Below are 21,968 nucleotides of genomic sequence, written 5' to 3'. Positions count from 1 at the left end.
ATAATGCTGCTGAGAGCAAGTAGTTCTCAGCAGCTATACTTCAATCACCAAATGAATTACTATGAAAAAAGTTTTTTTCTTTATATGCCTCGTGGTGGGTTTATCTGCTACTGCACAATTTAAATCGGCTACTTTACAGGCAAGCGGTTTAACCTGTGCTATGTGTAGCAACGCCATCAATAAATCTTTGAAAACACTTTCGTTTATTTCAAGTGTTGAATCTGATATTAAAACATCTTCTTTTATTATCAATTTTAAAGAAGGTGCTGATATTAATTTCGACCAATTGCGTAAGAAAGTGGAGGATGCAGGATTTTCAGTTGCTAAACTGCAAGTGGTTACAAATTTCGATAACGTATCTGTGCAAAACAATCAACCGGTTACTGTTGGCGGCAAGCAGCTTTATTTTCTGGAAGCAAAAAATCAACAGTTAACAGGTGAGAAAGTGATCACCATTGTTGATAAGAATTTCTTACCTGCAAAAGAATATAAAAAATATGCCGGCCAAACTAAAGCCGAAAGTTTTAAAACGGGCGAGGCAAATGGTGTGCGTGTTTATCATGTAACAATTTAAATAAAGAAAGGAAGCTTCAGGGCTTCCTTTTCGTAATATCATGTTCCGTTTTTTATCTATCGTTTTATTAGTATCAATTTGCTTGGCTGTAAAGAGCCAGGAGTTATATATTTTTTCGAATCCTGCCTCAAATATTCCTGCAAAAACAATTGTTGCAAAGGCTTCCATGAAGACAATGAAGTCGTACCACAATAATGAGCGTGAGTATAGGTTTATGCCGGAGTTGCAATTAGGATTAACAAAAAACTGGATGCTTACAGGAGGAGTAAGTTTCTCCAATATGTTTTTTCAATCGAAACAACAATTTGAAAGCGCCAGGCTGTATACAAAGTATCGTTTTTACAGTAATGATGAAGTGCATAAACATTTTCGTGCTGCAGTGTATGCTGCCGGAGCATGGAGTAATAATCCATTGGTGTACCAGGAATTAAATCTCGAAGGTGATAATAGTGGCGTGCAGTTGGGTTTAGTAGCTACGCAACTGGTTGATAAATTTGCTGCATCTGCTGGTGTTGCTTTTGTAAATCAGTTAGAAAAAACCGATAAAATTTATTTGGGCTATCCTTTTTCAAACCAGGCATTACAGTACAATTTGTCAATGGGCTATCTATTGTTCCCACGTAAATATGAAAACTATAAGCAGACAAATCTTAATTTGTACTGCGAGTTTTTAGCTCAGCAAAGCACCGACATCAAGTCCGGATTTATTGATATTGCTCCAGCGGTTCAGTTGATCTTTAATAGCAGCACAAGGTTTAATGTAGGAGCACGTTATCAATTGACAGGCAATGCACATCGTATGACAGAGCGCTCATTGTTCATAAGCCTTGAACATTATTTTTTAAATGCTTTAAAATGAAACACATCAAACCCATACTCTTATTCCTTCTTTCCTTGTTTCGGAAAAAGGAATGTTGCAGATAAACTTAAAGCCTGTTCCATTGGAACAGGCTTTTTTCTTGCTTACAGGCATTAGCAAAACAGCCAAATTAATTTGACCATATGAAAAGAATTTCTAAATTTGTCTAAATATAAATTTAGACAAGTCTAAAAAATAATTATGAGGGGTGTAATTTTTGTGGGATTGATGCTGATGGTTACCTTGGCTAGGGCACAGGTAATTTCTGTAAAAGGAGAGGTCATTGACCTGCGTTCCGAAGAAAGAGTGAAGCATGCTACGGTTCGCAACCTGCGCACAACACAATCGGTGCTGAGCGATCATCGTGGAGAATTTTTGGTAGCGGCATCACATGGCGATACCATTGTGATTTCGGCTGTAGGATATTTTGGTGATACACTGATGGTGAACCTGTCAACCAAAATGGTTTCTGTTCTGTTGCAACCTGCTACAAAATCTTTGGAAGAAGTAGTGATCAGCGGAACGCTAAAAGAAATCAGCAAATCAAACAGTCCTATTGCTGTTGAATCATATTCAGCAAAATTTTTTAAGAAAAATGCAAGCGCTACTGTGTTTGAAGCCTTATCAATTGTAAATGGTGTGCAACCACAATTGAATTGCAATGTTTGTAATACAGGCGATATTCATATCAATGGCATGGAAGGGCCCTATACAATGGTGTTGATCGATGGAATGCCCGTGGTCAGTAATCTTGCAACTGTTTATGGTTTTTCAGGAATACCTGCAAATCTCATCAAACGAATTGAAATTGTAAAAGGGCCATCATCAACCTTATACGGCAGTGAAGCAGTTGCAGGGTTGATCAACATTATTACAAAAGATCCGGGTTCAGCTGCACTATTTCATGCTGATGTGTATGCTACAACTTATGACGAAGTGAATGCGGATATCAGTGCAAAATTCAAACTTGGTAAGGCCCATTCATTGTTAGGAATAAACATGTTTAATTTTGGAAAGCGTTATGATGTGAACAAGGATAATTTCACAGATGTAACAATACAAAAACGAGTTTCACTTTTTAATAAATGGAGTTTTGAACGTAAGAATAAACTTCCTTTCCAGTTTGCTCTTCGTTTATTAACCGAAGACCGTTGGGGTGGTGAAATGCAGTGGGATAAAACCTGGCGTGGAAGTGATAGTGTATATGGTGAAAGTATTTACACAAAGCGAATGGAATTGATCGGTAACTATGGCATTAAAGCAGGGAAGGAACAATTGCTGCTTGAGTATTCGTATAACTTTCATCAACAGGATTCTTATTACGGAAGTATTCCTTACATGGCGAAACAACATAGTGCATTTGCACAGCTGCGTTGGAATAAAGACATTGGTAAGCACAGTATTTCAGCTGGCCTACCTTATCGTTTTATTTGGTATGATGATAATACAGTTGCAACTGCCAAACCAGATGGCGTTACAACACAGCCATCCGTACAAAAGCTGCAGGGTTTGTTTGTGCAGGATGAATTAAAATTTAATGATCAATGGACCATGCTTGCAGGCGTACGTTATGAGTTAACAAATGTGCAGGGTGGGATTGTATCGCCACGGTTAGCATTTAAATGGAATAACGGTAAACATCAGGTGTTTCGGTTTAGTGCCGGAAATGGTTTTCGCATTGTAAACCTGTTTACTGAAGATCATGCAGCATTGAGTGGCGCAAGGGAAGTTGTGATTGCAGAATCGTTGAGTCCCGAACGTAGCTGGAATGCGAACGTGAACTATACCGGCACGTTTGCACCATCGTTCGGATTTTTAACCTTAGATGCAACATTGTTCTACACTTATTTTACAAACAAAATCATTCCTGATTATGATACCGATCCGCAAAAGATCATTTATAAAAATATTGATGGGTATGCAGTGTCAAAAGGATTTACGTTCAATGCTGATCTTGCTTTTAAAAACAGGTTGAAAATCCTTACCGGTATTACGTTGATGGATGTGTTTACAAAACAGAAGGACGCAAGCGGTATCAGTTATAAACAACAACAGGCGTTTGCACCAAAATTTTCAGGCAATTATTCAGTGAGTTATAGTTTTCCAAAATGGAGACTTGCCCTTGATCTTACAGGGAAAGTATTTGGTCCGCAACGATTGCCCGTTGTACCAAATGATTTTCGGCCCGAATATTCTCCGTGGTTTACATTGGCAAACCTGCAATTGACACAACGCATTGGTAAGAAAGTTGAAATTTACGGAGGTGTAAAAAATCTGCTGAACTTTATGCCTAATGATCCCATTCTGCGGCCGGAAGATCCTTTTGATAAACGTGTAAACGATCCAATTAATAATCCTAATGGATATACTTTCGATCCTTCTTATAATTATGCTCCTTTGAGTGGAAGAAGATTGTTCCTGGGTGTGCGAGTGAATATTGATTAAAAAATCTTAGGTAGGGATAGAAGTTAAAAAGCGGCAAGTTTGATCTTGCCGCTTTTCTATCTGTGGTCTGACGGCCGATGGCCGTGCCGACCAGTGTTACATTCTTTCCGGCACTTTAATACCTAACAAATGCATACCGCTTGCAATTACATTTGCTGTCAATTCACATATGAGCAAACGTAATTGTTTCTTCTCAGGGCTTTCTGCATTCATCACTGAATGTTCGGTGTAAAATGAATTAAAGGTTTTGGCAATATTGTAAGTATAGTTTGCAAGGTGAGATGGATCATGTTCATTGCCTGACTGCTCAATGACGGTCGGATAATTTTCCAGATCGATCAACAATTCTTTTTCCAACTTGAGGAGGCCGCTTGCCGCCGCATTTGTTCCCTCTGCTTTTTGTTTTCTCAGTATTGATTTTATTCTTGCATGTGTGTACTGAATAAACGGCCCGGTGTAGCCATGAAAATCGATCGACTCTTCAGGATTAAATATCATTTTCTTTTTGGGATCAACACGTAGCAAATAAAATTTCAATGCACCAATGCTGATGGTCTTGTACAGTTCTTTCAATTCTTCTGCTGAAAAATCTTTCACCTTACCAAGCTCTTCTGTTTTTTGTTGCGATACCTGTTCCATTTCAGTTAACAGATCATCTGCATCCACCACAGTTCCTTCACGGCTTTTCATTTTACCGGTAGGCAATTCAACCATGCCATAACTCAAATGATAAATACTATCAGCATAAGGAAGTCCGAGTTTTTTACAAATGAGTTGCAACACTTTCATGTGATAGTTTTGCTCATCACCAATCACATAAATGCTTTGATCAATTTTGTATTCATCATATTTCTGCTGAGCCAAACCAATATCCTGGGTAATGTAAACAGACGTGCCATCTTTACGCTGCACAATTTTTTCATCAAGTCCATCATTGGTAAGATCGATCCAAACGCTGCCATCTTCCTTTTGTGTAAATACATTTTTCTCCAAACCTTGCTGAACCGTTTCTTTACCTAAGAGGTATGTATTGCTTTCGTAATAGATCTTATCAAAATCACTTCCAATGCGTTTATACGTTTCCTCAAAACCTGCATATACCCAGCCGTTCATTTCTTTCCAGAGTTCCATCACTTCGGGTTTACCAGCTTCCCAATCGAGCAACATTTGTTGTGTAGCTTTCATGATCGGCGCTTCTTTCTCCGCTTCGTCTTTTTTCATGCCGGCCGATATCAATTCTTCAACCTGCTTCTTATATTCATCATTAAACTTTACATAGTAATCACCAACAAAATGATCGCCTTTTGTATTGGTGCTTTGTGGAGTTGCGCCATCTCCAAACAATTGCCATGCGATCATGCTTTTACAGATATGAATACCACGATCGTTTACAATACAGGTCTTCACTGTATCATATCCATTTGCTTTAATGATCTCTGCAATACTCCATCCCAAAAAATTATTACGCAGGTGACCGAGGTGCAATGGTTTGTTGGTGTTAGGCGATGAATATTCAACCATTACTTTCTGATGTTTCGCTTCTGCTTTACCAAAATTCGCATCGTTGTAATTGGTATAAAGTACATTGATCCAGTAATTGTCTGCGATAGTTAGATTTAAAAATCCTTTAATGATGTTGTATGCAGTAAAAAGCTCAGGATGATTTTCTGTAAGATGTTTACCAAGTTCATTACCCAACGCATCAGGACTTTTTCCTAACGGTTTCAGTAGAGAGAATAGCACAATGGTATAATCGCCTTCAAATTCAGGTTTTGTTTTATTGATCTGGAAATCCTTTGCGGTAAATGTTTTGCCATAAAGCTTTTCTAAACTTTCAATTGCTGCCTGCTGTATCTGTTGCTGAATTGCCATTCGTTGTAATTGTGCCGCAAAAATAACTGAAATGAACTAAGTGAAAACTTCGGGTGAGTTTATGGAAATAAAAAACCTCCCGTGAACGGGAGGTTTTGAGAATATAACTAAACAATTTATTACTGTCCGCCACCATTTACCCTGAACTGGAAACCATTCCGGCCACCACCTTGATTCATTTCGCTCATGGGTTTAATATCATAATCCTTAGGAATATTAAATACTTTGTCATCAACCTTTGCACCTAAATCAACTTTGGTTACCTGGTAATGAACTTTTGCTCCATTTTGTCTCGTCAATTCAAACTCCATGGGGAAGCCTTTCAATTTTTCTAACCCTGGCACATTGGCCATACGCATTACGTCACGAATACGGAAGCCTTCACCAAAAACAAATTCAGGAGTATACCAAACTTCCTGCTGTACTTCCTGTCCACGACGATCTTTATAACGAATGAGCGCTTTTTTGCATTCCATGCTGGCAATCTTCTTCGTTTCACCCAAGTATTCAATAAAAACTTCCGGATTGAATTGCTGCATTCTTTGTTGAGGTGAACGACCTGAATCAGCACCGGCCATCATTCGTTGCATATCTGCTTCGGTTGTATAAAATCCCATTTTACGGCCCATTGCTTCAAACAGGGTGGTGGTTTTCTTTTCTTTACTATCAATGATAACCTGGTTGGTACCCATGCCCATATCGCTTTCGATTTTGGTCATGCCGTTTTTGAAAAACATTTTTGATTTTATCTCGCCATCACCGATACGCACCATCATACGTCCTTCTCCATCATTTGAAACAGGAGGAGCACCGTCTGAATTTGGATTACTTGTTTCGGTCTTCATTTGAATAACCGCTTCGTTAACTACTTGCTGAGCTGTGCTGGTGCCGATAAGAAGTAATGCGGCAATGGCAGAAACAATCATTTTCATCGTCAGAAAAATTTAGGCTGCTAATTTACGAGGCAATTCGTAAAAATCGTTCGCCGGTCATGTAATTGCGTAAAGGTTAACAAAAAAAGAAGGGTTGATGGAAATCAACCCCGAAACCTAAACCAACTGCATGTAGAAAATCTTAATTAGTTCATCTTTTTCAGCAAGGCATCAATTGCCTGGTCTGCCGCACCGCCCAGTGAAGGACGAACAGGGCTGAAAGAAGATTTATTTAAGAGTGCATCCATTTTAGTGTCTGCATCTGTAGTGTTCAGTTTTTTGTTTTCAACTGTTGAAGCGTAAACCAAAAGGTCTAGTTCTTCATCAGCCGCAATGTTGCCCGCTGTAACGGTTCTTCTGAATGCTGAAGCGTTTGCTTTGTTCTGAGCATCATCAGCGATCATGTTGTCAACCGAAGCATCAGCCTCAGAAGCTTCAACACGAAGCATTTTGCTGAAAAGTGGAGCTGCCACGGCTTCTGTAAACTGGTTATTTATTCCATTATCAGCAACGGTGTTTTCAGATTCCAGGTTTTTGCTGTAAGCAACGGCCATTTTTCTGTTCATTTGTTCAGCTACATCAAAAGAAAGGTCCATTTTATTATCGGCCAATCCAATTGAAGAGAAGTTGATTCTCTTGTAAGTGTATGCTTTCAGGCTGTTTACCCAGGTATTGATATCCATATTGTTGATCTTTACATCTGCAGTAAATGCATTGGTATTTGTGATCACAATTTGTTGATTTCCACTTACGAAAGTTACTACGCAGCAGCTATCTGCAACAGTAGCAGTATTTTCAGTCACACGTTTGGTTGTGTCGTCTTGGGTAAACGACATTGTAGCGAAGGCAATAACTGCGAAGAGGGCTGTAGCGGTTAAACGCATCATTCTTCTACCTAAGCTGTTGTTGTTCTGTTTAAGTGTTCCGTTAGTTTCGGAGTTCACTGTTAATTTTGTTGTCATCTCGTTTTTGATGTTTAAGGTTGTTTATTTTATCCCTATCGGGTTTTCTTTTCTTTCAATTGTATAACAAAGATACTATTTAAAACTGGTACTTTGCAATACATAATACCTTGTTTGGCTTATTAAGCTGATGAATGGTCATTTTTTTTGGATGACCGGCCATCAAGGCAATTTGTTCTGGTTTGTTCGCTTTCGTTTTTGTTTGGTACCTGTTTAAAGTGCAGTTTAACAGGGATGTTTTTCGAAGTAAACTGTCAAAGGCGGTGTTTCTATATTAACCGGAGCTTTGGGTACCTTTTGTTTGACGTTGCAAATTTACAACAGGCTAAATTATCTTCCAACTAAATTTTCAAAAATTTTTGAAAATTACAAAGTTTTTGACAGTTTAGTGTTTTCCATTAGTATTTTTCATTGGTTAAAAGCGTATTTTTTGCAGAATTTTCAATAATTCCCAAATTGAATTTCAAAAACTGCAATCAATCGCTGGTGTCATTTATTGCTTCAAAGAACTTGTACAGATGTGACGGAGAACGTACTATTTTGTTACATCGGCAGCACAAAATTCTTTTCTTTTTCTGGTGAAAAGGAGTGAATTGAGGATGGATGGCATGAAAGAAATGTTAACGCAAAATGCGCACTGATGAACTGTAGAAATTGGCGTATGAAAGGTGGCAGCCAATGATTAAAGTGGTATACCACAAATATGTGATGTGGGACGAACGGTTTTAAGTTCAGGCTTTTTCGCTGTTTTCCAGGTTAATTCGTTTAGCAAGCCAGCTTTCTTTTACAGGAATAAGCCAGTTTTGCTCAAGTTCCTCTTTAGATTGTACAAGGTTATTAATATATATGGTATCGGCCTTGATAAATCCATTGTCGACGGCGTATTGTAGCTGGTTAAGCGGAAGTAGTTCAACTTTATCCTTACGTACAAATGCAAGGTTTTGCCGGTCGAACATGCTTACCTTATATAATTGCTCAATTTCTTTAATAAGCCTTACGCTGCTATCGGTGCTGCATCCGCTAACCCCTGTAGCTCGTTCATCGGCCATTAATATAATGAACTGGCCATAAAACATAGTACCAAAACCTTTTACGGGCGTGCCATGGCTGTTCCAGCCTGAGATAAAGTGATTTATCAGGTCCTCGATCTGTATCGCTTCGCCTAAACTAAACATACGGCTGCTTTGGTAGATCCAGACACGGGAATCAGGTGCAAAATCGACGGGGAGCAAATGTTTATATTCCAGCTTCATTTTGCAAAGTTAAAGGGAGTGGAGTGATTGCAATAGGTTAATCACGTGTAGTTTTTTTCAAACGTTTCACCCGCATATAATTCCGGGCGGCATCGTACACCGAAAAACAAATACCAATTACGGCAATAATGAGGAGGTAGGTTTTCCATGCTTCGGTAAAACTGCCTTTTACTTCGGCACCGGTTACACGGCTGATACCCCACACCAGTGTAAGTAGTGCGGCGAAAATAACTCCACACAATAAAGCAATGAAAAAGGCGAGGCCGATATAATGAAATAATGCAGAACGAAAATTGCGGAATTGTAATGGCTCCTCTTTTGTACCCATGTTCTTGGTTTTTGACCAGGTGTCGGAGTCAAGCAAGCCAAGAATCACACCAAGAATGAGATAGCGGATAAAATCAGTGAGTGAAAGATTGTTAAAAGAAAAATTACCTTCAAACCAATCAACCAGTATTCGTATTACCAGGAACACCAGGAAAAACAAGGCAGTCCGTTGAAAGAAGTTTTTCCAGTTAAATCCGTTCAGAAAGTTTTTCATATGTTCAATTTCAATGCAACGGGTCTATTGTAAACTTGCAGCAACCAACTCGGCCACATCTAATACTTTTATTCCTTCTTCTTTTTCTGCAACTTTAACGCCATCTGTTAACATTGTATTACAGAAAGGACAAGCGGCAGCTATAATGGAAGCATTAGTTGCAACGGCTTCATCAGTGCGTTCCCAATTTACACGTGTTGTGCCTTTTTCTTCTTCTTTAAACATTTGTGCGCCGCCTGCACCGCAACATAGGCCATTGCTGCGGCAACGTTTCATTTCAACCAACTCCGCATCCAGCGCTTCTAATACTTTACGTGGTGCTTCATAAATATCATTTGCACGACCGAGGTAACAACTGTCGTGGTAAGTAATTTTTTTGCCTTTGAATGATCCGCCTTCTTTTAGTTTTACTTTTCCTTCATCAATCAATTGTTGCAACAAAGTTGTGTGATGAATAACTTCATACGAACCTCCTAAGGCCGGGTATTCGTTTTTGAAAATATTAAAACAGTGCGGACAGGTAGTTACAATTTTTTTTATGCCATAACCATTCAGCACTTGTATATTATTATAAGCCATCATCTGGAAAAGAAATTCATTTCCCGAGCGGCGTGCAGGATCACCGGTACACATTTCTTCTTTTCCTAAAATGGCAAATTTAATTCCTGCTTTATCTAAAATAGTAGCAAATGCTTTTGTGATTTTTTGTGCACGCTGATCAAAACTACCGGCGCAACCCACCCAAAAAAGTACTTCAGGAGTTTCATTATTCGCCATCATTTCAGCCATTGACCTTATATGCATAATCAATCAATTTGTTTCAAAACTAAGTGAAAGCGATGAAATTACAGGCAGCAGTTTGTTCATATATTCTTTGAGGCGGCTATCTTTGAATTTCATGTTGAAGAAATTTTTTGAACGATTAACGAATTGGGAATTGTGGCCTTTCGCTATGATCTATTTTCCCATCAGTTTTGTGTGGGTATGGTATATGATACGCAGCAAGGCAGTTTGGTTTTTTACGCCATCAAATCCAACCATTTCATTTGGTGGTTTTGAAGGCGAAGGAAAAAAGGAAATGTATGACCAGTTGCCGCCGCATACAGTGCCACGTACCATATACATTATGCATGATCTTGCATTTGATGAGGTGAGGCAAAAACTTGAAGCAGCAGAATTTACTTATCCATTTATCGTGAAGCCTGATGTAGGCATGAAAGGAATTTTGTTCAGAAAGATCGATTCAGAAGATCAACTGAAAAAATATCATGAGCGAATTCCCGTGGAGTATATTGTACAGGAACTTATTGAACTACCGGTGGAAGTGAGCGTGTTTTATTATCGTCATCCATCAGCACAAAAAGGAACGGTAAGCGGTTTTATTAATAAAGAACTGTTGCATGTTATTGGAAATGGAAAGGACATGCTTCAACACTTAATCGCAAACCATCCACGTGCCAAACATCGTATGTTAGAAATGCAACACAGGCATGCACATCGTTTCGACCGGGTGATTGAGAAAGATCATATTTTTTATTTATCCTACGCCGGAAATCATAATCGTGGTGCGCATTTTACCAACCTTCGTAGTGAAATTGATGAAAATCTGCACAAAGTGTTTGATGAGCTAAGTCATTATTCAAAACATTTTTATTACGGCCGATACGATATTAAAACAACCAGCATTGAAGATCTGAAAAAAGGGAAAAACTTTTTTATTCTCGAATACAATGGCTGCGGTGCGGAGCCTAATCACATTTATGATTGTAATATGAGCCTTGGGGAAGCGTACAGTGAAATTTTAAAACACTGGAAAGCGTTGTATGAAATAAGCAAGTATAATCATCAACATGGATTTCCTTACTGGAGTTTTCAACGTGGTTACCGGTTTTTAAAACAGTCGCAGCAGCATTTTAAACTCCTGCAGAAATATGACTAACTTCAAGTATAACTGAATTTATGAGTGCTGATCAAAAGTTTCTGCTGATACGCAATTACGATTTGTTTGCTCATATAAGTGATGACGAATATGAAGAATTGAACCTTGATCATCATTTTATTGAAGCTAACAAAGGCGAATACATCTATTTCGATTCGCAGTATCACAACAAACTTTATTTCCTGAAGGGCGGCACCATCAAGATCGGGTATATTGATGAAGATGGAAAGGAAGTGATCAAAGAGATCATTCGTGAAGGTGAAGTGTTTGGCCAGTTTACATTAGAGCGTAACAATCTGAACGGCGAATTTGCACAGGCTTATAAAAGTGATGTGTCGCTGTGTGCATTTAATATCGAAGATTTTGAACGACTTCTCAAAACCAAACCCAATATTGGTTTTCATTTTACCAAACAAGTAGGACAAAAGCTCCGCAAATTTGAAAATCGCTTATTGAACCTGTTGAATAAAGATGTGAGAACAAGGCTCATCAATTTCTTTGTCATCCTGGCAAAGGAAGAAGGCGAAACCAGCAATGAGGATGAGTACTCTATTCAGAATTTCCTTACGCATGAAGATATTGCCCAACTAATTGGCAGCAGCCGGCAAACTGTAACAACAATGCTGAATGAATTGGAGACAGCAGGGCTGCTGGCGGTTACGAGGCAAGTGATCAACATCCCTTCCGTTAAAAATCTGCAAAAGGGCGTAGCTGTCATTTAACCGACATTAGCTACTTTAGCAGTACTCTACTTTTGTTTCATTAAACAATCAAAATGAAACAGCTTTTATTATTCTTTGTATTTATCTCCTCAATTTCTGCCGGCCTGGCACAGGAACCGAAAAGGATTGAACTATTTAATCTTGAAAAAGGTTTAGCAGCACAGGGTTATGATGTGGTTGCCTATTTCAACGGGAAAGCAGTAAAAGGCAGTGCCAAGCATGCTGTTGTTTACCAGGGAGTGCGTTATCATTTTTCAACCGATGCCAACAAAGAAGCGTTTAAAAAAAATCCATCGAAATACGAACCGCAATACGGTGGATGGTGTGCTTACGCAATGGGAGCAACGGGTGAAAAAGTGGAGGTGGATCCCGAAACTTTTAAAGTGTTGAATGGTAAGCTTTACCTTTTTTACAATAAGCTTTTCAACAATACGCTTAAAACGTGGAATAAAGATGAGCAGGCTTTAAAAACAAAAGCTGATGCCAATTGGAGCAAACTTTCTCATTAATCTTATCACATCATTTATATGTCAATCATGAAACCTTTAACTATTGCTATCTGGGTATTACGTTTGCTGGCTGCAGTAATTTTGCTGCAAACGTTGTTCTTCAAATTTTCCGCCAGCGAAGAATCAGTTTATATTTTTTCAACAATCGGCATGGAGCCTTGGGGCCGCATTGGCACTGGTGTAATGGAGCTCATTGCAGCAATACTGATCCTTGTTCCCAGAACAACTGCATTGGGCGCATTGCTGGCCATTGGATTAATGAGTGGTGCAATATTTTTTCATCTTACTACATTGGGAATTGAAGTAAAGGGAGATGGGGGGCAATTATTCATTTATGCTCTCCTGGTTTTTATTTCTTCAGTGATCTTGCTTTTTATCCATCAATCACAGATCAAACAATTGCTGCAAATTCTGCGACTTAGAAAATCCTGAGTGAATGTGACGCAATTTTGCAACTATGGTACCCTTCAACAAAAAAATCTGATCAGCGGGAGAAGTCGTATGTTCAGGATTACCTGACGATTAGAAACAGGATGTCCACAATTTATGTGCGGTAGGTTTATTTATTAAGAAAATAACTATTTTTAAAACGCAACCCATTTCTATGCAGTTATACAATGCCATCAGGGCATCCTTTCAACAACTTACTGAAGTGCTTGATCAGTTAACCGCTGAACAATACAAAGCGTCATCTGAAAATTTATCCGGAGCATCGGTTGGTCAGCATACACGCCATATCATTGAATTGTTTCAATGTCTTTTGAGTGGCTATTCAACCGGTCGTATTTGTTACGACGAACGGAAGAGAGATGCAAATATTGAAACTGATCCTTTATTTGCAAAGCAACTGTTAAGCGATATTTCGTCGTCTATTGAACAAAAGAATATAGAATTGCAGCTGGTGGGTGTATACGATGGATCAGCAAGTGAACAACTTCATCTTACCACCAACTACAATCGTGAATTACTTTATAACCTTGAACATACCGTTCACCACATGGCACTGATCCGTGTGGGATTAAAAGAACTCAAAACCGAATTGGCAGCAGAACATTTTGGCATTGCGTCTTCTACCATTCGGCACCGTGAACAATGTGCACAGTAACCTACATACCCAATAACAATTCCTTTTTCCTGACATCAAACAGGGATGAAAAAAAAGTGCGTTTAAAAGCAGAGCAGCCACAATGGTACAAATTTGCCAGTGGTAATTTACTGTTTCCTAAAGATGGCAATGCAGGTGGAACATGGATGGCCTTGCATGAAAACGGGAACGCCATGGTATTGCTTAATGGCGCTTTTGTAAATCATCATTATAATCCGCCTTATCGAAAAAGCCGTGGACTTATTTTCCTCGATATATTCGATCATCCACAACCGGTAGCGGCCTTTGAACTTATTAACCTGCACAAGATCGAACCGTTTACATTGGTAATAAGGCAAGCGCAACAACTGGTTGAAGCAAGATGGGATGGCCAGGAAAAAACGATAAAAGAAACTGATGCAGCTGCACCACATATATGGTCTTCGGTAACTTTATACAATAACACCATCGTTGAAAAGAGAAAAAGCTGGTTCGATCTTTTTCTTAAAGAATACAGCAGCATCGGCAGTAAAGAGATATTACATTTCCATCGCTTTGCAGGTGATGGTGATGAGCAAAACGATATATTAATGAACAGGGGAAATGAATTGTCAACCGTAAGCATAACCCAACTGGATCGCCAACAAAATTTATCCAGCATGCATTATCATGATCTCCTAAGCAATCAAATTTTTACTCAGCAATTCAATCATTCTATTTCATCGCTGCATGCGTCTACCTAAACTGTTTACGCATCACCCGTTTTTTATCCGGTTGTTACATTGGGAATACTGGAGCTTTACAGCAGTATATGGCTGGATCTATCCCGTATTTGCATGGCTATGTTTAAAAGCAGGAGGCAAATTCTTTTTTACTGCTGCTAATCCAACTATTAAGCATGGTGGTTTTTTAATGGAGCCGAAACAGGATATCTATCCATTAATTCCAAGCCAGTATTATCCTGCATTCTTCTTTGTAAAAGCGGGCACCAGTGTCGATTTTATTCAGCAACAAATAGAAGCTCATCAATTTCATTTTCCGCTTATTGCAAAACCTGTGATTGGCATGCAGGGCAAAGCAGTGAAGAAAGTAAAAGACATTGCTGAGTTAGCACACTATGCAGAAGTTTGCACTGTTGATTTTATGGTGCAGCAATTATCGCCTTACAAACACGAGGTTGGTATTTTTTATTATCGCATGCCCGATATTGCTGCAGGAACCGTAACCGGAATTGTGGCAAAAGAACCGATGACTGTACTTGGTGATGGAGTGTCGACATTGTATCAATTGATTTTGGAAGAGCCACGTTATATTTTGCAGATAGATGCATTAAAACAGATTTATGGAAAAGATATTTTGAACGTATTACCGAAGGGTGAAGTACTGATTCTTGCGCCTTATGGTAATCATGCAAGAGGATCGAAGTTTGTTGACTGGAGTGATAAAGCGGATGAAACATTTATTGATAACATAGATGCAGTGTGCAGGCAGATCAACGGGTTTTATTACGGACGTTTGGATGTGATGTACAATGATTGGGACGATCTGAGGCAGGGAAAGAATTTTCACATCATTGAACTCAATGGTGCAGGCAGTGATCCTACACATATGTATGATCCTAAACATTCCTTGTTTTATGCCTGGAAGGAAATCATCAGGCATTGGTTTATTTTATACAGCATCAGTAAACGGAATCATGCAAAAGGTTATCCGTACATGACTATAAATGAAGCAAGAGAAATGTTTCGCACAAATAATCTTCATGTGACAGCATTGGATGCCATTGCTCCAAAATTATAATGGCTCATTTGTTTCAAGCCTTATATTTGTTTTATGCCACAGGTTGCTAAAATTTTAATGTGGGGCTTTATCATCAGCTTTCTTGGTTCACTGCCTCTTGGAACACTTAACATTGCAGCAATGCAAATCGGTATTACCGATGGCATTTCGCCTGCGCTTTGGTTTTCGGCGGGTTCGTTAACCGCTGAAATTATTTATGTGCGCATTTCTCTCGTTGCAATGGATTGGGTACGCAGGCAGGAAAAATTATTAAAAGCACTGGAATGGTTAACTGTGCTTATCGTATTTGCATTAGCAGCATCAAGTTTTTGGGCCGCTGCTCACCCCTCGGTAAGTGAAAATATTATTTTGTCGAGTGGTATGCACCGTGGACTGCTTGGCTTTACCATGAGTTTGATAAACCCGGTGCAAATTCCTTTTTGGTTTGGATGGAGCACCGTGCTGTTCACCAAAAAAATATTAAAGCCGGAAGTAAGTAATTACAATGCTTATATCTTAGGAATTGGTATTGGTACTTTTGCAGGTAACTGTATATTTATTTTTGGCGGACGATTACTTGTTGACCATTTGAATGCGAGACAGGATATGCTTCACTGGATCATTGGCGGCGTATTTCTTTTTACGGGCTTATTTCAACTCTACCGCATATTTAAACACAAAGATGCCGTGCATCAATTAGAACATCCTGAAGAAGTAACAGCAGGATTGGAGGATAAAGTTCATTAGGAAGTACAACGGTGTAAGTACGATGTACGAGGGGCGTGCTGCCAAGTGCACCGAACATGAATGGAGGGTCGCCAATGTGGGTGCTATGAAATTGTGAAGCCGGAAAAAAAAAGCAAATGCACTGTTATGATTTCATTTCTTCCACCCATCTATCCCGTTCATCAGGACTAAATTTCCAGGGAGCAAAATTGTTTTCAATGTTACTGAACATGGCATTCCATTCGCCCGGTGCATTACTATCTTCCATAATTAACGAACGACGTAATTCAAGAATAATGCTGAGCGGGTTAATACTCACGGGGCATTCTTCAACACAGGCATTGCAGGTTGTGCATGCACGTAATTCTTCCACAGTAATGTAATCGTTGAGCAAGGTTTTATTATCAGCCACGAATTCTTTGTTTGCATTTATGTTGCGGCCAACATCTTCCAAACGATCCCGTGTGCTCATCATGATCTTACGTGGACTCAATAATTTGCCGGTGATGTTTGCAGGACAAGCCGCACTGCATCGACCGCATTCTGTGCAACTGTAAGCATCGAGCAAACTTTTCCAGCTAAGTTCAAACACATCTTTTGCGCCGAACTTCGATGGCGGAGCAGCATCCGCCGGAGCAAGCTCAGGCTGCATCATATACTTTACTTCATTTTGCACCGAAGGCATATTTGCCATTTCGCCCATTTTGGTAAGACGTGCATACCATGCGTTTGGGAAAGCGAGCAGAATATGTAAATGCTTACTCCATGGTAAATAATTTAAGAATGCAAGAATGCCGAGTATGTGCAACCACCAGGCGGTACGTTCAATTGCCATCAATGAAGTTTCAGATAAACCTGCTAAGGAAGGTGCCAATAAACCCGAGATGACAAAGCTGCCTGTATCATGATAATGATCGGCACCATTGAGTTGTAAAGCCCGGTCGGCAGCGTTCATCGTGAGAAACAGTGCCATGAGCACAATTTCTGTAATTAGAATATTATTTGCATCGCTCCGTGGCCATCCCTTAAGATCGTTGCTCAGGAAGCGTTTTAATTTCAATATATTTCTACGCACTAAAAAAATAACGCAGGAAACCAGCACCAGTAAAGCCAGTATTTCAAATGAATTGATAAGGAATGAATAAAAAGAACCGAGCAAGGGAAAGAATAAACGATGTGTTCCAAATAAACCATCCAATACAATTTCAAGCACTTCAATATTGATGATGACAAATCCAACATACACTGCAAGATGCAAGATTGCCACTAACGGATTTTTAAACATCTTCTTTTGACCAAAGGCCAACAGCAACATATTCTTCCAACGAAGCGATGGATTATCTGTAAGGTCTTCATCAACCCCGAGCAGAATATTTCTGCGGATCTCCTTCACTTTTTTGCTGAAGAACCAAACAGCGCCACCGAAACATAGTGCAAATAAAACCTGTTGAACAAGCTGCATACAAACGTTATTTGTATTGCTAAGATAAAGGTTAGTTGTTAATGGTTAGGGGTTAGTTGTTGATGGTTAATGTTTAAGCGTGAAGCAGGCAGGTTGAATCTTTTGGGTTAAGAGTTATTGGTTAAGGGCTGAAGAGGGAAGGTTTAAGGTTAGTGGTGAAAGATTTGAAGTTTAAAGTTGAATATTGATCGATCTCAATCAGAAATAAAGAAGCCCCGTAATAAACGGGGCTTTGACAAAGGTTATAAACTATTTCATTTTACATTTTTTCTTAACAATAGTTCCATCAGCTGCGTAATGAATTTTACATTTTTCATTGCCTTTTACCAATTCCACTTCGTAAATAATTTGCTTGTCCTCGTCTTCCCTGTCAACGTCCTTAATACTGTAGCCAGCATATTGACTATTGATGGCATTGGTTACTGAAGCAGGTAATTTGGAACGATCGAATACCATTGTTTCGGAACGTAACCATTTTCCATTATCATAATAAGCGACGTATTCATTTCCGTCCATGATATAACGTACTTCATAATCCTGCTCGTCCAATGCATATTGCCAATCAGACGGCACAAGATCTGTTCTGTCGGCTGGTGAATAACGATACCATGTTACAGTAGAAGCGGTGGGGTAACGGGTTTCAAAATCAGTTACCATCGCAGCTTCCGCATCGACCTTCGAAAGGTTTTTCATTTTTTTCTTTACAACTGTTCCGGTAGGAGAGTAGTGCACATTCCAACGGGTATTTCCTTTATCCAGTTTTACTTCGTATAATTTTTGATTCTGATCGTGTTCAATGTCTACATCAGTAACTACAAACCCGGGGTATTCACGACTGATGGCCTGGCTAACCTGATCGGGCAAGTCTGATCTGTCGATGCGTTGAGTAGAATGTATCCATGCACCATTGTCGTACCAGGCAATGTATTCGTCATCGTTCCACCAAAAATTTGCATAGTAGTCACTTGTGTCCATGGTTGAATACCACATTCCCGGTTCAATTACGATGTTGGCGGGAGTGTAACGGTACCATACCACCCTGTTGGCGTTGGGATATAGCCTGACGAATGAAGTTTGAATGCCTGAAGGCACAATAACCGTATCGGGCTGATTTACGTATAAACTTTTTGAATTTTGAGATGCTGATCTGCCATCACTTGCCGACGCTGCACTGGCGGCCGTAAGCAGTACTGCGCCCATCATTAAGATTTTTTTCATGGTTAATTATTTTTTAATGAACAATACTGGTGCGGAGCAAACTCTAGAAACAATAGAAGCGCCCCACTTTAAAACATTACGAAATGACCGAAACTATTGTGCCAGAATAAGAAGTTTGAAGAAAAAATGTTCAATGATCTGATGCTGGTTGACGATGACATCAGGTGAAGAGGAATCGAAATATCAGCGTCTTATAGTGAATGTTTTTTGTCAGCTGAAATTCCTTTTAAATTTGCATCTTTAGCCCAACATGGAAAAGAAATACATTCTGGATAAAGAGAGCACGCAACGCAAATTGAAACGTTTGGCATTTGAAATTGTAGAACGCAATCATGATGAGCAGCAACTTTTTTTTGCGGGCATCAGGCAGAGTGGTTTAATCGTTGCAAAAAAACTGGCTGAGGAAGTGATGAATATCAGCAATATTCACGTGGAGCTGGTGGAAGTAACGCTCGATAAGAAATATCCTGTGGAAGTTTTTCTTGACCGTGAAATCGGGTTCAATAACCAATCTGTTTTATTAATCGATGATGTGGCGAACAGTGGCAAGACAATGCTTTATGCGTTAAAGCCCTTTCTAAATTTCCAACCAAAGAAAATTCAAACGTTGGTATTGGTGGAGCGTACCCATAAAACATTTCCTGTGCAGCCCGATTATGTGGGTTTATCGGTTGCAACAACATTGGAAGAGCATATTTATGTGGAATTAACGGGTGAAGAAATTACAGGTGCATACCTGATTTAACCCAAGCTAAACCTGAAGCTTCACAGGTTTTGAAAACTGCCACATTTTGTATGAGAGAATAAAAAATGTCTTCTCCCACCTTAACTAAATATTGGATTTTTAGGAATTTATAGCTATGTTTACTTATCGCTAACCGCCTCCCCTTGAAAGCTTGCACCGCCCCTTCGAAATTTTTTGTTTACCCGTGTGTATTCCACCCTCTGAAGTAGAATTAATACCAATACCTTCTTAAATCCTGTATTCCTGAATTGCCGTTACCAGTTACCGTTATATAACTGTCCCCGTTATATTTTTTACTGTCCTTGTTCATAATTCACATTGTAAATGATTTGCTATGCTGTGCGTGGTATAGTGCTTAACGTGCTATGTTTTGCAGCCGAGCAAACTATCCTTCTTTAAAATCTCATCTTTTGCTAAACCTGAACAGTTAACATCTTTCACTTAAAAAACAATGATGAAATGAATTCTACTTAGGACAGTCTTCAAACACTTATCCTGGAACATGTTTCCAGGTTTTTTAACCTCATTCGAGATTTTACATTTAATTCATCTGTTATGAAACAATTTTTAAAACTCTACCCGAAACTATCTGCAAAGGGGCAATGGAGCGGTTTGTTGATGAGTACGTTCCTGTGTTTTCTGTTGACGGGTTTTGTTACAAAGGTTCAGTCGCAGACCTGTGCCAACAACTTTACAGTTGAAGCTACACGCAGCTACGATGCAGCCAACAACAAAACCACGTTTACATACAAGGTAACACAGACGGGAGCAAAGCATGCGCTCAGCAATTTCTCTTTTCCTTTAGAATGCCCTGACCCTAATGACCCGGTTGATATTGCAGCTGCACTTCAAGGGGCAGTAGCAGAAACCAGTTATGATGGTATGAATTGGGAGCCATCAAAAACAAGTTATGGAAAGAATCCGCCGGCTAAATCATGTTATGATGGGCCGGTTTTTAAATTCGACGATGGTGCCAGAAGCAAAGTAATCTGGTATCGGTTAACCCTTAATGGTAGTTGGGAATTGTCGCCCGACTTTGCAATTATCAAATACGGAACCGAGTGCTGTATTATAGATGTAGCAGGGGGTACCTGTTTAACCAAAGCATGTATACCCATACAGCCGGGAACTTTAACCGGCAGTGCAGTTTGTGCGCCGGCTACAGGAACAATAACGCTGAGCAATGCTACATCAGGAGCAAAATACCAATTGGTAAATACCAATGGTACAGCCAGCACGGCTGATGATATTAATGTGCAGGCACCAAAAGATGGTAACAATGGCACGTTATCATGGACAGGACTTGCAGCGGGAACTTATTATGTGAGTATTTACAGAGTACCAGCGGATAAATGTTCGACTGTTACTAACCAGGCAACTGTAACGATCAATCCTTTGCCGGTGATCAGTTGCAGCGCCATGCCAACATTGATCGATATTACCTCTGCTGCTCACAACACACAATTAAATGTTGATTTGAGTGGAAATGCTGATACAGATCCTACTCATTATACTTATGCGTGGACAGAAGATGGAGCAGGTTCTTTTAATGCAAATAATATCAAGAATCCTGTTTATACTGCAGGTCCACTTGATGCAGGCCAGGTTATTTCCTTTACTGTAACTGTTACAAATAAAGCAACAGGATGTATATCTACGTCCCATTGTTCGGTAACGGTAAATACAGCCGGCAGTTGTCCGGAAGTTCCTACTGCTGCAGTATGTAGCGGTACAACTAATATGTATAGTGCAGGCAGAGCGCCTACAGCGAATGAAACATGGAAATGGACAGTGAATAATGGTGCTTCTATTACTGGGGCTGATAACGGTCAATCAGTAAGTGTGAAAGCAGGTGCGCAAAGCTTTACATTAACATTGACTATTTCTTATGCCAATACCGAATTAAGTCCAACGGTATGTACTTATTCAATAACTGTTAATCCGCCAACAACAGCTACTGATCCAAGTGATGCAACAAGATGTGTGGGTGGTGAAGGTGTAACCTTCTCTACAACCGCAGGTGGTACCGGTCCGTTCACTTACCAGTGGAGTAAAGATGGTGCACCGATCGCAGGAGCAACGATGAGTTCTTATACAGTAGCTGGTCCTGTCACAGCAGCACAAGCAGGTACATACAGTGTAACCGTAACAGGTGCCTGTGGTACAGCAAGTCAGAGTGCAACACTTACAGTGAACCCTGTAACAACAGCTACAGATCCAAGTGATGCAACAAGATGTGTTGGTGGTGAAGGTGTAACCTTCTCTACAACCGCAGGTGGTACCGGTCCGTTCACTTACCAGTGGAGTAAGGATGGTTCACCAATAGCAGGTGCAACTAACAACTCT

General features: G+C 39.6%; 20 protein-coding genes and 1 pseudogene. 13 read left to right on the top strand and 8 right to left on the bottom strand.

Annotation, left to right across the window (positions count from 1 at the left end):
- The first annotated feature begins 61 nt into the window (after window positions 1–61).
- The 3 genes from ACO1QW_RS12420 (at window position 62) to ACO1QW_RS12410 (ending at window position 3,878) form a co-directional block, all read left to right on the top strand.
- A complete protein-coding gene (locus tag ACO1QW_RS12420) occupies window positions 62–574 on the top strand; it encodes a heavy-metal-associated domain-containing protein (protein ID WP_486258968.1) in 513 nt (170 codons plus the stop codon).
- Between the two features lie 166 nt (window positions 575–740).
- Window positions 741–1,433 carry a hypothetical protein gene (locus tag ACO1QW_RS12415; protein WP_486258966.1) on the top strand — a complete coding sequence of 231 codons (693 nt, stop codon included), beginning with the start codon at window positions 741–743 and terminating at the stop codon, window positions 1,431–1,433.
- Between the two features lie 201 nt (window positions 1,434–1,634).
- A complete protein-coding gene (locus tag ACO1QW_RS12410) occupies window positions 1,635–3,878 on the top strand; it encodes a TonB-dependent receptor (protein WP_486258964.1) in 2,244 nt (747 codons plus the stop codon).
- 96 nt (window positions 3,879–3,974) lie between these two features.
- Here the strand turns inward: ACO1QW_RS12410 and argS are convergent, their stop codons facing one another.
- The 6 genes from argS to ACO1QW_RS12380 form a co-directional block, all read right to left on the bottom strand.
- Window positions 3,975–5,750, bottom strand: a complete 1,776-nt coding sequence (argS, locus tag ACO1QW_RS12405) for an arginine--tRNA ligase (protein WP_486258962.1) — start codon at window positions 5,748–5,750, stop codon at window positions 3,975–3,977.
- Between the two features lie 119 nt (window positions 5,751–5,869).
- Window positions 5,870–6,682, bottom strand: coding sequence for a hypothetical protein (locus tag ACO1QW_RS12400; RefSeq protein ID WP_486258961.1), 813 nt, complete (start codon window positions 6,680–6,682; stop codon window positions 5,870–5,872).
- A 146-nt stretch (window positions 6,683–6,828) separates the two neighbouring features.
- Window positions 6,829–7,644: a hypothetical protein gene (locus ACO1QW_RS12395; protein ID WP_486258959.1), complete on the bottom strand. Its 816-nt coding sequence runs from the start codon at window positions 7,642–7,644 to the stop codon at window positions 6,829–6,831.
- A gap of 731 nt (window positions 7,645–8,375) precedes the next feature.
- The gene (locus tag ACO1QW_RS12390) at window positions 8,376–8,897 is read right to left on the bottom strand and encodes a hypothetical protein (protein WP_486258957.1); all 522 of its coding nucleotides are present in this window, start codon (window positions 8,895–8,897) and stop codon (window positions 8,376–8,378) included.
- 37 nt (window positions 8,898–8,934) lie between these two features.
- Window positions 8,935–9,438: a hypothetical protein gene (locus ACO1QW_RS12385; protein ID WP_486258956.1), complete on the bottom strand. Its 504-nt coding sequence runs from the start codon at window positions 9,436–9,438 to the stop codon at window positions 8,935–8,937.
- 24 nt (window positions 9,439–9,462) lie between these two features.
- Window positions 9,463–10,242: a (Fe-S)-binding protein gene (locus ACO1QW_RS12380; RefSeq protein ID WP_486258954.1), complete on the bottom strand. Its 780-nt coding sequence runs from the start codon at window positions 10,240–10,242 to the stop codon at window positions 9,463–9,465.
- Between the two features lie 94 nt (window positions 10,243–10,336).
- Between ACO1QW_RS12380 and ACO1QW_RS12375 the strand changes: the two genes are divergently transcribed.
- The 8 genes from ACO1QW_RS12375 to ACO1QW_RS12340 all read left to right on the top strand — a co-directional run bounded on the left by ACO1QW_RS12375 (window position 10,337) and on the right by ACO1QW_RS12340 (window position 16,218).
- Entirely contained in the window at window positions 10,337–11,377 is a 1,041-nt protein-coding gene (locus ACO1QW_RS12375; RefSeq protein WP_486258952.1) for a hypothetical protein, read from the top strand.
- Window positions 11,378–11,397: 20 nt separating this feature from the next.
- Entirely contained in the window at window positions 11,398–12,099 is a 702-nt protein-coding gene (locus ACO1QW_RS12370) for a Crp/Fnr family transcriptional regulator (RefSeq protein WP_486258950.1), read from the top strand.
- A 53-nt stretch (window positions 12,100–12,152) separates the two neighbouring features.
- A complete protein-coding gene (locus ACO1QW_RS12365; protein ID WP_486258948.1) occupies window positions 12,153–12,608 on the top strand; it encodes a YHS domain-containing (seleno)protein in 456 nt (151 codons plus the stop codon).
- A gap of 27 nt (window positions 12,609–12,635) precedes the next feature.
- On the top strand, window positions 12,636–13,040 hold the full coding sequence (locus tag ACO1QW_RS12360) for a DoxX family protein (RefSeq protein WP_486258946.1): 405 nt from the start codon (window positions 12,636–12,638) through the stop codon (window positions 13,038–13,040).
- 172 nt (window positions 13,041–13,212) lie between these two features.
- Entirely contained in the window at window positions 13,213–13,713 is a 501-nt protein-coding gene (locus ACO1QW_RS12355) for a hypothetical protein (RefSeq protein WP_486258944.1), read from the top strand.
- The gene (locus tag ACO1QW_RS12350) at window positions 13,701–14,435 is read left to right on the top strand and encodes an NRDE family protein (protein WP_486258942.1); all 735 of its coding nucleotides are present in this window, start codon (window positions 13,701–13,703) and stop codon (window positions 14,433–14,435) included. The genes ACO1QW_RS12355 and ACO1QW_RS12350 overlap by 13 nt, the downstream gene beginning before the upstream one ends.
- On the top strand, window positions 14,422–15,492 hold the full coding sequence (locus ACO1QW_RS12345) for a hypothetical protein (protein WP_486258940.1): 1,071 nt from the start codon (window positions 14,422–14,424) through the stop codon (window positions 15,490–15,492). Before ACO1QW_RS12350 ends, ACO1QW_RS12345 begins: the two co-directional genes overlap by 14 nt.
- Before the next feature lie 33 nt (window positions 15,493–15,525).
- A complete protein-coding gene (locus ACO1QW_RS12340; RefSeq protein ID WP_486258938.1) occupies window positions 15,526–16,218 on the top strand; it encodes a LysE family translocator in 693 nt (230 codons plus the stop codon).
- A gap of 124 nt (window positions 16,219–16,342) precedes the next feature.
- Here ACO1QW_RS12340 and ACO1QW_RS12335 read toward each other — a convergent pair whose 3' ends face one another.
- Together ACO1QW_RS12335 and ACO1QW_RS12330 are read right to left on the bottom strand one after the other, a co-directional pair.
- Window positions 16,343–17,659 carry a 4Fe-4S dicluster domain-containing protein gene (locus ACO1QW_RS12335; RefSeq protein WP_486258936.1) on the bottom strand — a complete coding sequence of 439 codons (1,317 nt, stop codon included), beginning with the start codon at window positions 17,657–17,659 and terminating at the stop codon, window positions 16,343–16,345.
- A gap of 249 nt (window positions 17,660–17,908) precedes the next feature.
- Window positions 17,909–18,877 (bottom strand): PepSY domain-containing protein, encoded by a 969-nt coding sequence (locus ACO1QW_RS12330; RefSeq protein ID WP_486258934.1) that lies wholly within the window; start codon window positions 18,875–18,877, stop codon window positions 17,909–17,911.
- A 250-nt stretch (window positions 18,878–19,127) separates the two neighbouring features.
- Here ACO1QW_RS12330 and ACO1QW_RS12325 point away from each other — a divergent pair, with 250 nt between their 5' ends.
- Together ACO1QW_RS12325 and ACO1QW_RS12320 are read left to right on the top strand one after the other, a co-directional pair.
- Window positions 19,128–19,622, top strand: coding sequence for a phosphoribosyltransferase family protein (locus ACO1QW_RS12325; protein WP_486258932.1), 495 nt, complete (start codon window positions 19,128–19,130; stop codon window positions 19,620–19,622).
- A 555-nt stretch (window positions 19,623–20,177) separates the two neighbouring features.
- Window positions 20,178–21,968: pseudogene (locus ACO1QW_RS12320) on the top strand (hypothetical protein); the annotation flags it as partial.

Source organism: Lacibacter sp. (assembly GCF_057361365.1).
The sequence above is the reverse complement of the archived record's forward strand: the minus strand, read 5'-3'. Positions and strand labels throughout refer to the sequence as shown.

What these genes read in the sequence shown, in the direction of transcription:
- ACO1QW_RS12420 (WP_486258968.1), top strand. Translation starts at nt 62, where the DNA reads ATGAAAAAAGTTTTTTTCTTTATATGCCTCGTGGTGGGTTTATCTGCT.
- ACO1QW_RS12415 (WP_486258966.1), top strand. Translation starts at nt 741, where the DNA reads ATGAAGACAATGAAGTCGTACCACAATAATGAGCGTGAGTATAGGTTT.
- ACO1QW_RS12410 (WP_486258964.1), top strand. Translation starts at nt 1,635, where the DNA reads ATGAGGGGTGTAATTTTTGTGGGATTGATGCTGATGGTTACCTTGGCT.
- argS (WP_486258962.1), bottom strand. Translation starts at nt 5,750, where the DNA reads ATGGCAATTCAGCAACAGATACAGCAGGCAGCAATTGAAAGTTTAGAA.
- ACO1QW_RS12400 (WP_486258961.1), bottom strand. Translation starts at nt 6,682, where the DNA reads ATGAAAATGATTGTTTCTGCCATTGCCGCATTACTTCTTATCGGCACC.
- ACO1QW_RS12395 (WP_486258959.1), bottom strand. Translation starts at nt 7,644, where the DNA reads ATGACAACAAAATTAACAGTGAACTCCGAAACTAACGGAACACTTAAA.
- ACO1QW_RS12390 (WP_486258957.1), bottom strand. Translation starts at nt 8,897, where the DNA reads ATGAAGCTGGAATATAAACATTTGCTCCCCGTCGATTTTGCACCTGAT.
- ACO1QW_RS12385 (WP_486258956.1), bottom strand. Translation starts at nt 9,438, where the DNA reads ATGAAAAACTTTCTGAACGGATTTAACTGGAAAAACTTCTTTCAACGG.
- ACO1QW_RS12380 (WP_486258954.1), bottom strand. Translation starts at nt 10,242, where the DNA reads ATGCATATAAGGTCAATGGCTGAAATGATGGCGAATAATGAAACTCCT.
- ACO1QW_RS12375 (WP_486258952.1), top strand. Translation starts at nt 10,337, where the DNA reads ATGTTGAAGAAATTTTTTGAACGATTAACGAATTGGGAATTGTGGCCT.
- ACO1QW_RS12370 (WP_486258950.1), top strand. Translation starts at nt 11,398, where the DNA reads ATGAGTGCTGATCAAAAGTTTCTGCTGATACGCAATTACGATTTGTTT.
- ACO1QW_RS12365 (WP_486258948.1), top strand. Translation starts at nt 12,153, where the DNA reads ATGAAACAGCTTTTATTATTCTTTGTATTTATCTCCTCAATTTCTGCC.
- ACO1QW_RS12360 (WP_486258946.1), top strand. Translation starts at nt 12,636, where the DNA reads ATGAAACCTTTAACTATTGCTATCTGGGTATTACGTTTGCTGGCTGCA.
- ACO1QW_RS12355 (WP_486258944.1), top strand. Translation starts at nt 13,213, where the DNA reads ATGCAGTTATACAATGCCATCAGGGCATCCTTTCAACAACTTACTGAA.
- ACO1QW_RS12350 (WP_486258942.1), top strand. Translation starts at nt 13,701, where the DNA reads ATGTGCACAGTAACCTACATACCCAATAACAATTCCTTTTTCCTGACA.
- ACO1QW_RS12345 (WP_486258940.1), top strand. Translation starts at nt 14,422, where the DNA reads ATGCGTCTACCTAAACTGTTTACGCATCACCCGTTTTTTATCCGGTTG.
- ACO1QW_RS12340 (WP_486258938.1), top strand. Translation starts at nt 15,526, where the DNA reads ATGCCACAGGTTGCTAAAATTTTAATGTGGGGCTTTATCATCAGCTTT.
- ACO1QW_RS12335 (WP_486258936.1), bottom strand. Translation starts at nt 17,659, where the DNA reads ATGCAGCTTGTTCAACAGGTTTTATTTGCACTATGTTTCGGTGGCGCT.
- ACO1QW_RS12330 (WP_486258934.1), bottom strand. Translation starts at nt 18,877, where the DNA reads ATGAAAAAAATCTTAATGATGGGCGCAGTACTGCTTACGGCCGCCAGT.
- ACO1QW_RS12325 (WP_486258932.1), top strand. Translation starts at nt 19,128, where the DNA reads ATGGAAAAGAAATACATTCTGGATAAAGAGAGCACGCAACGCAAATTG.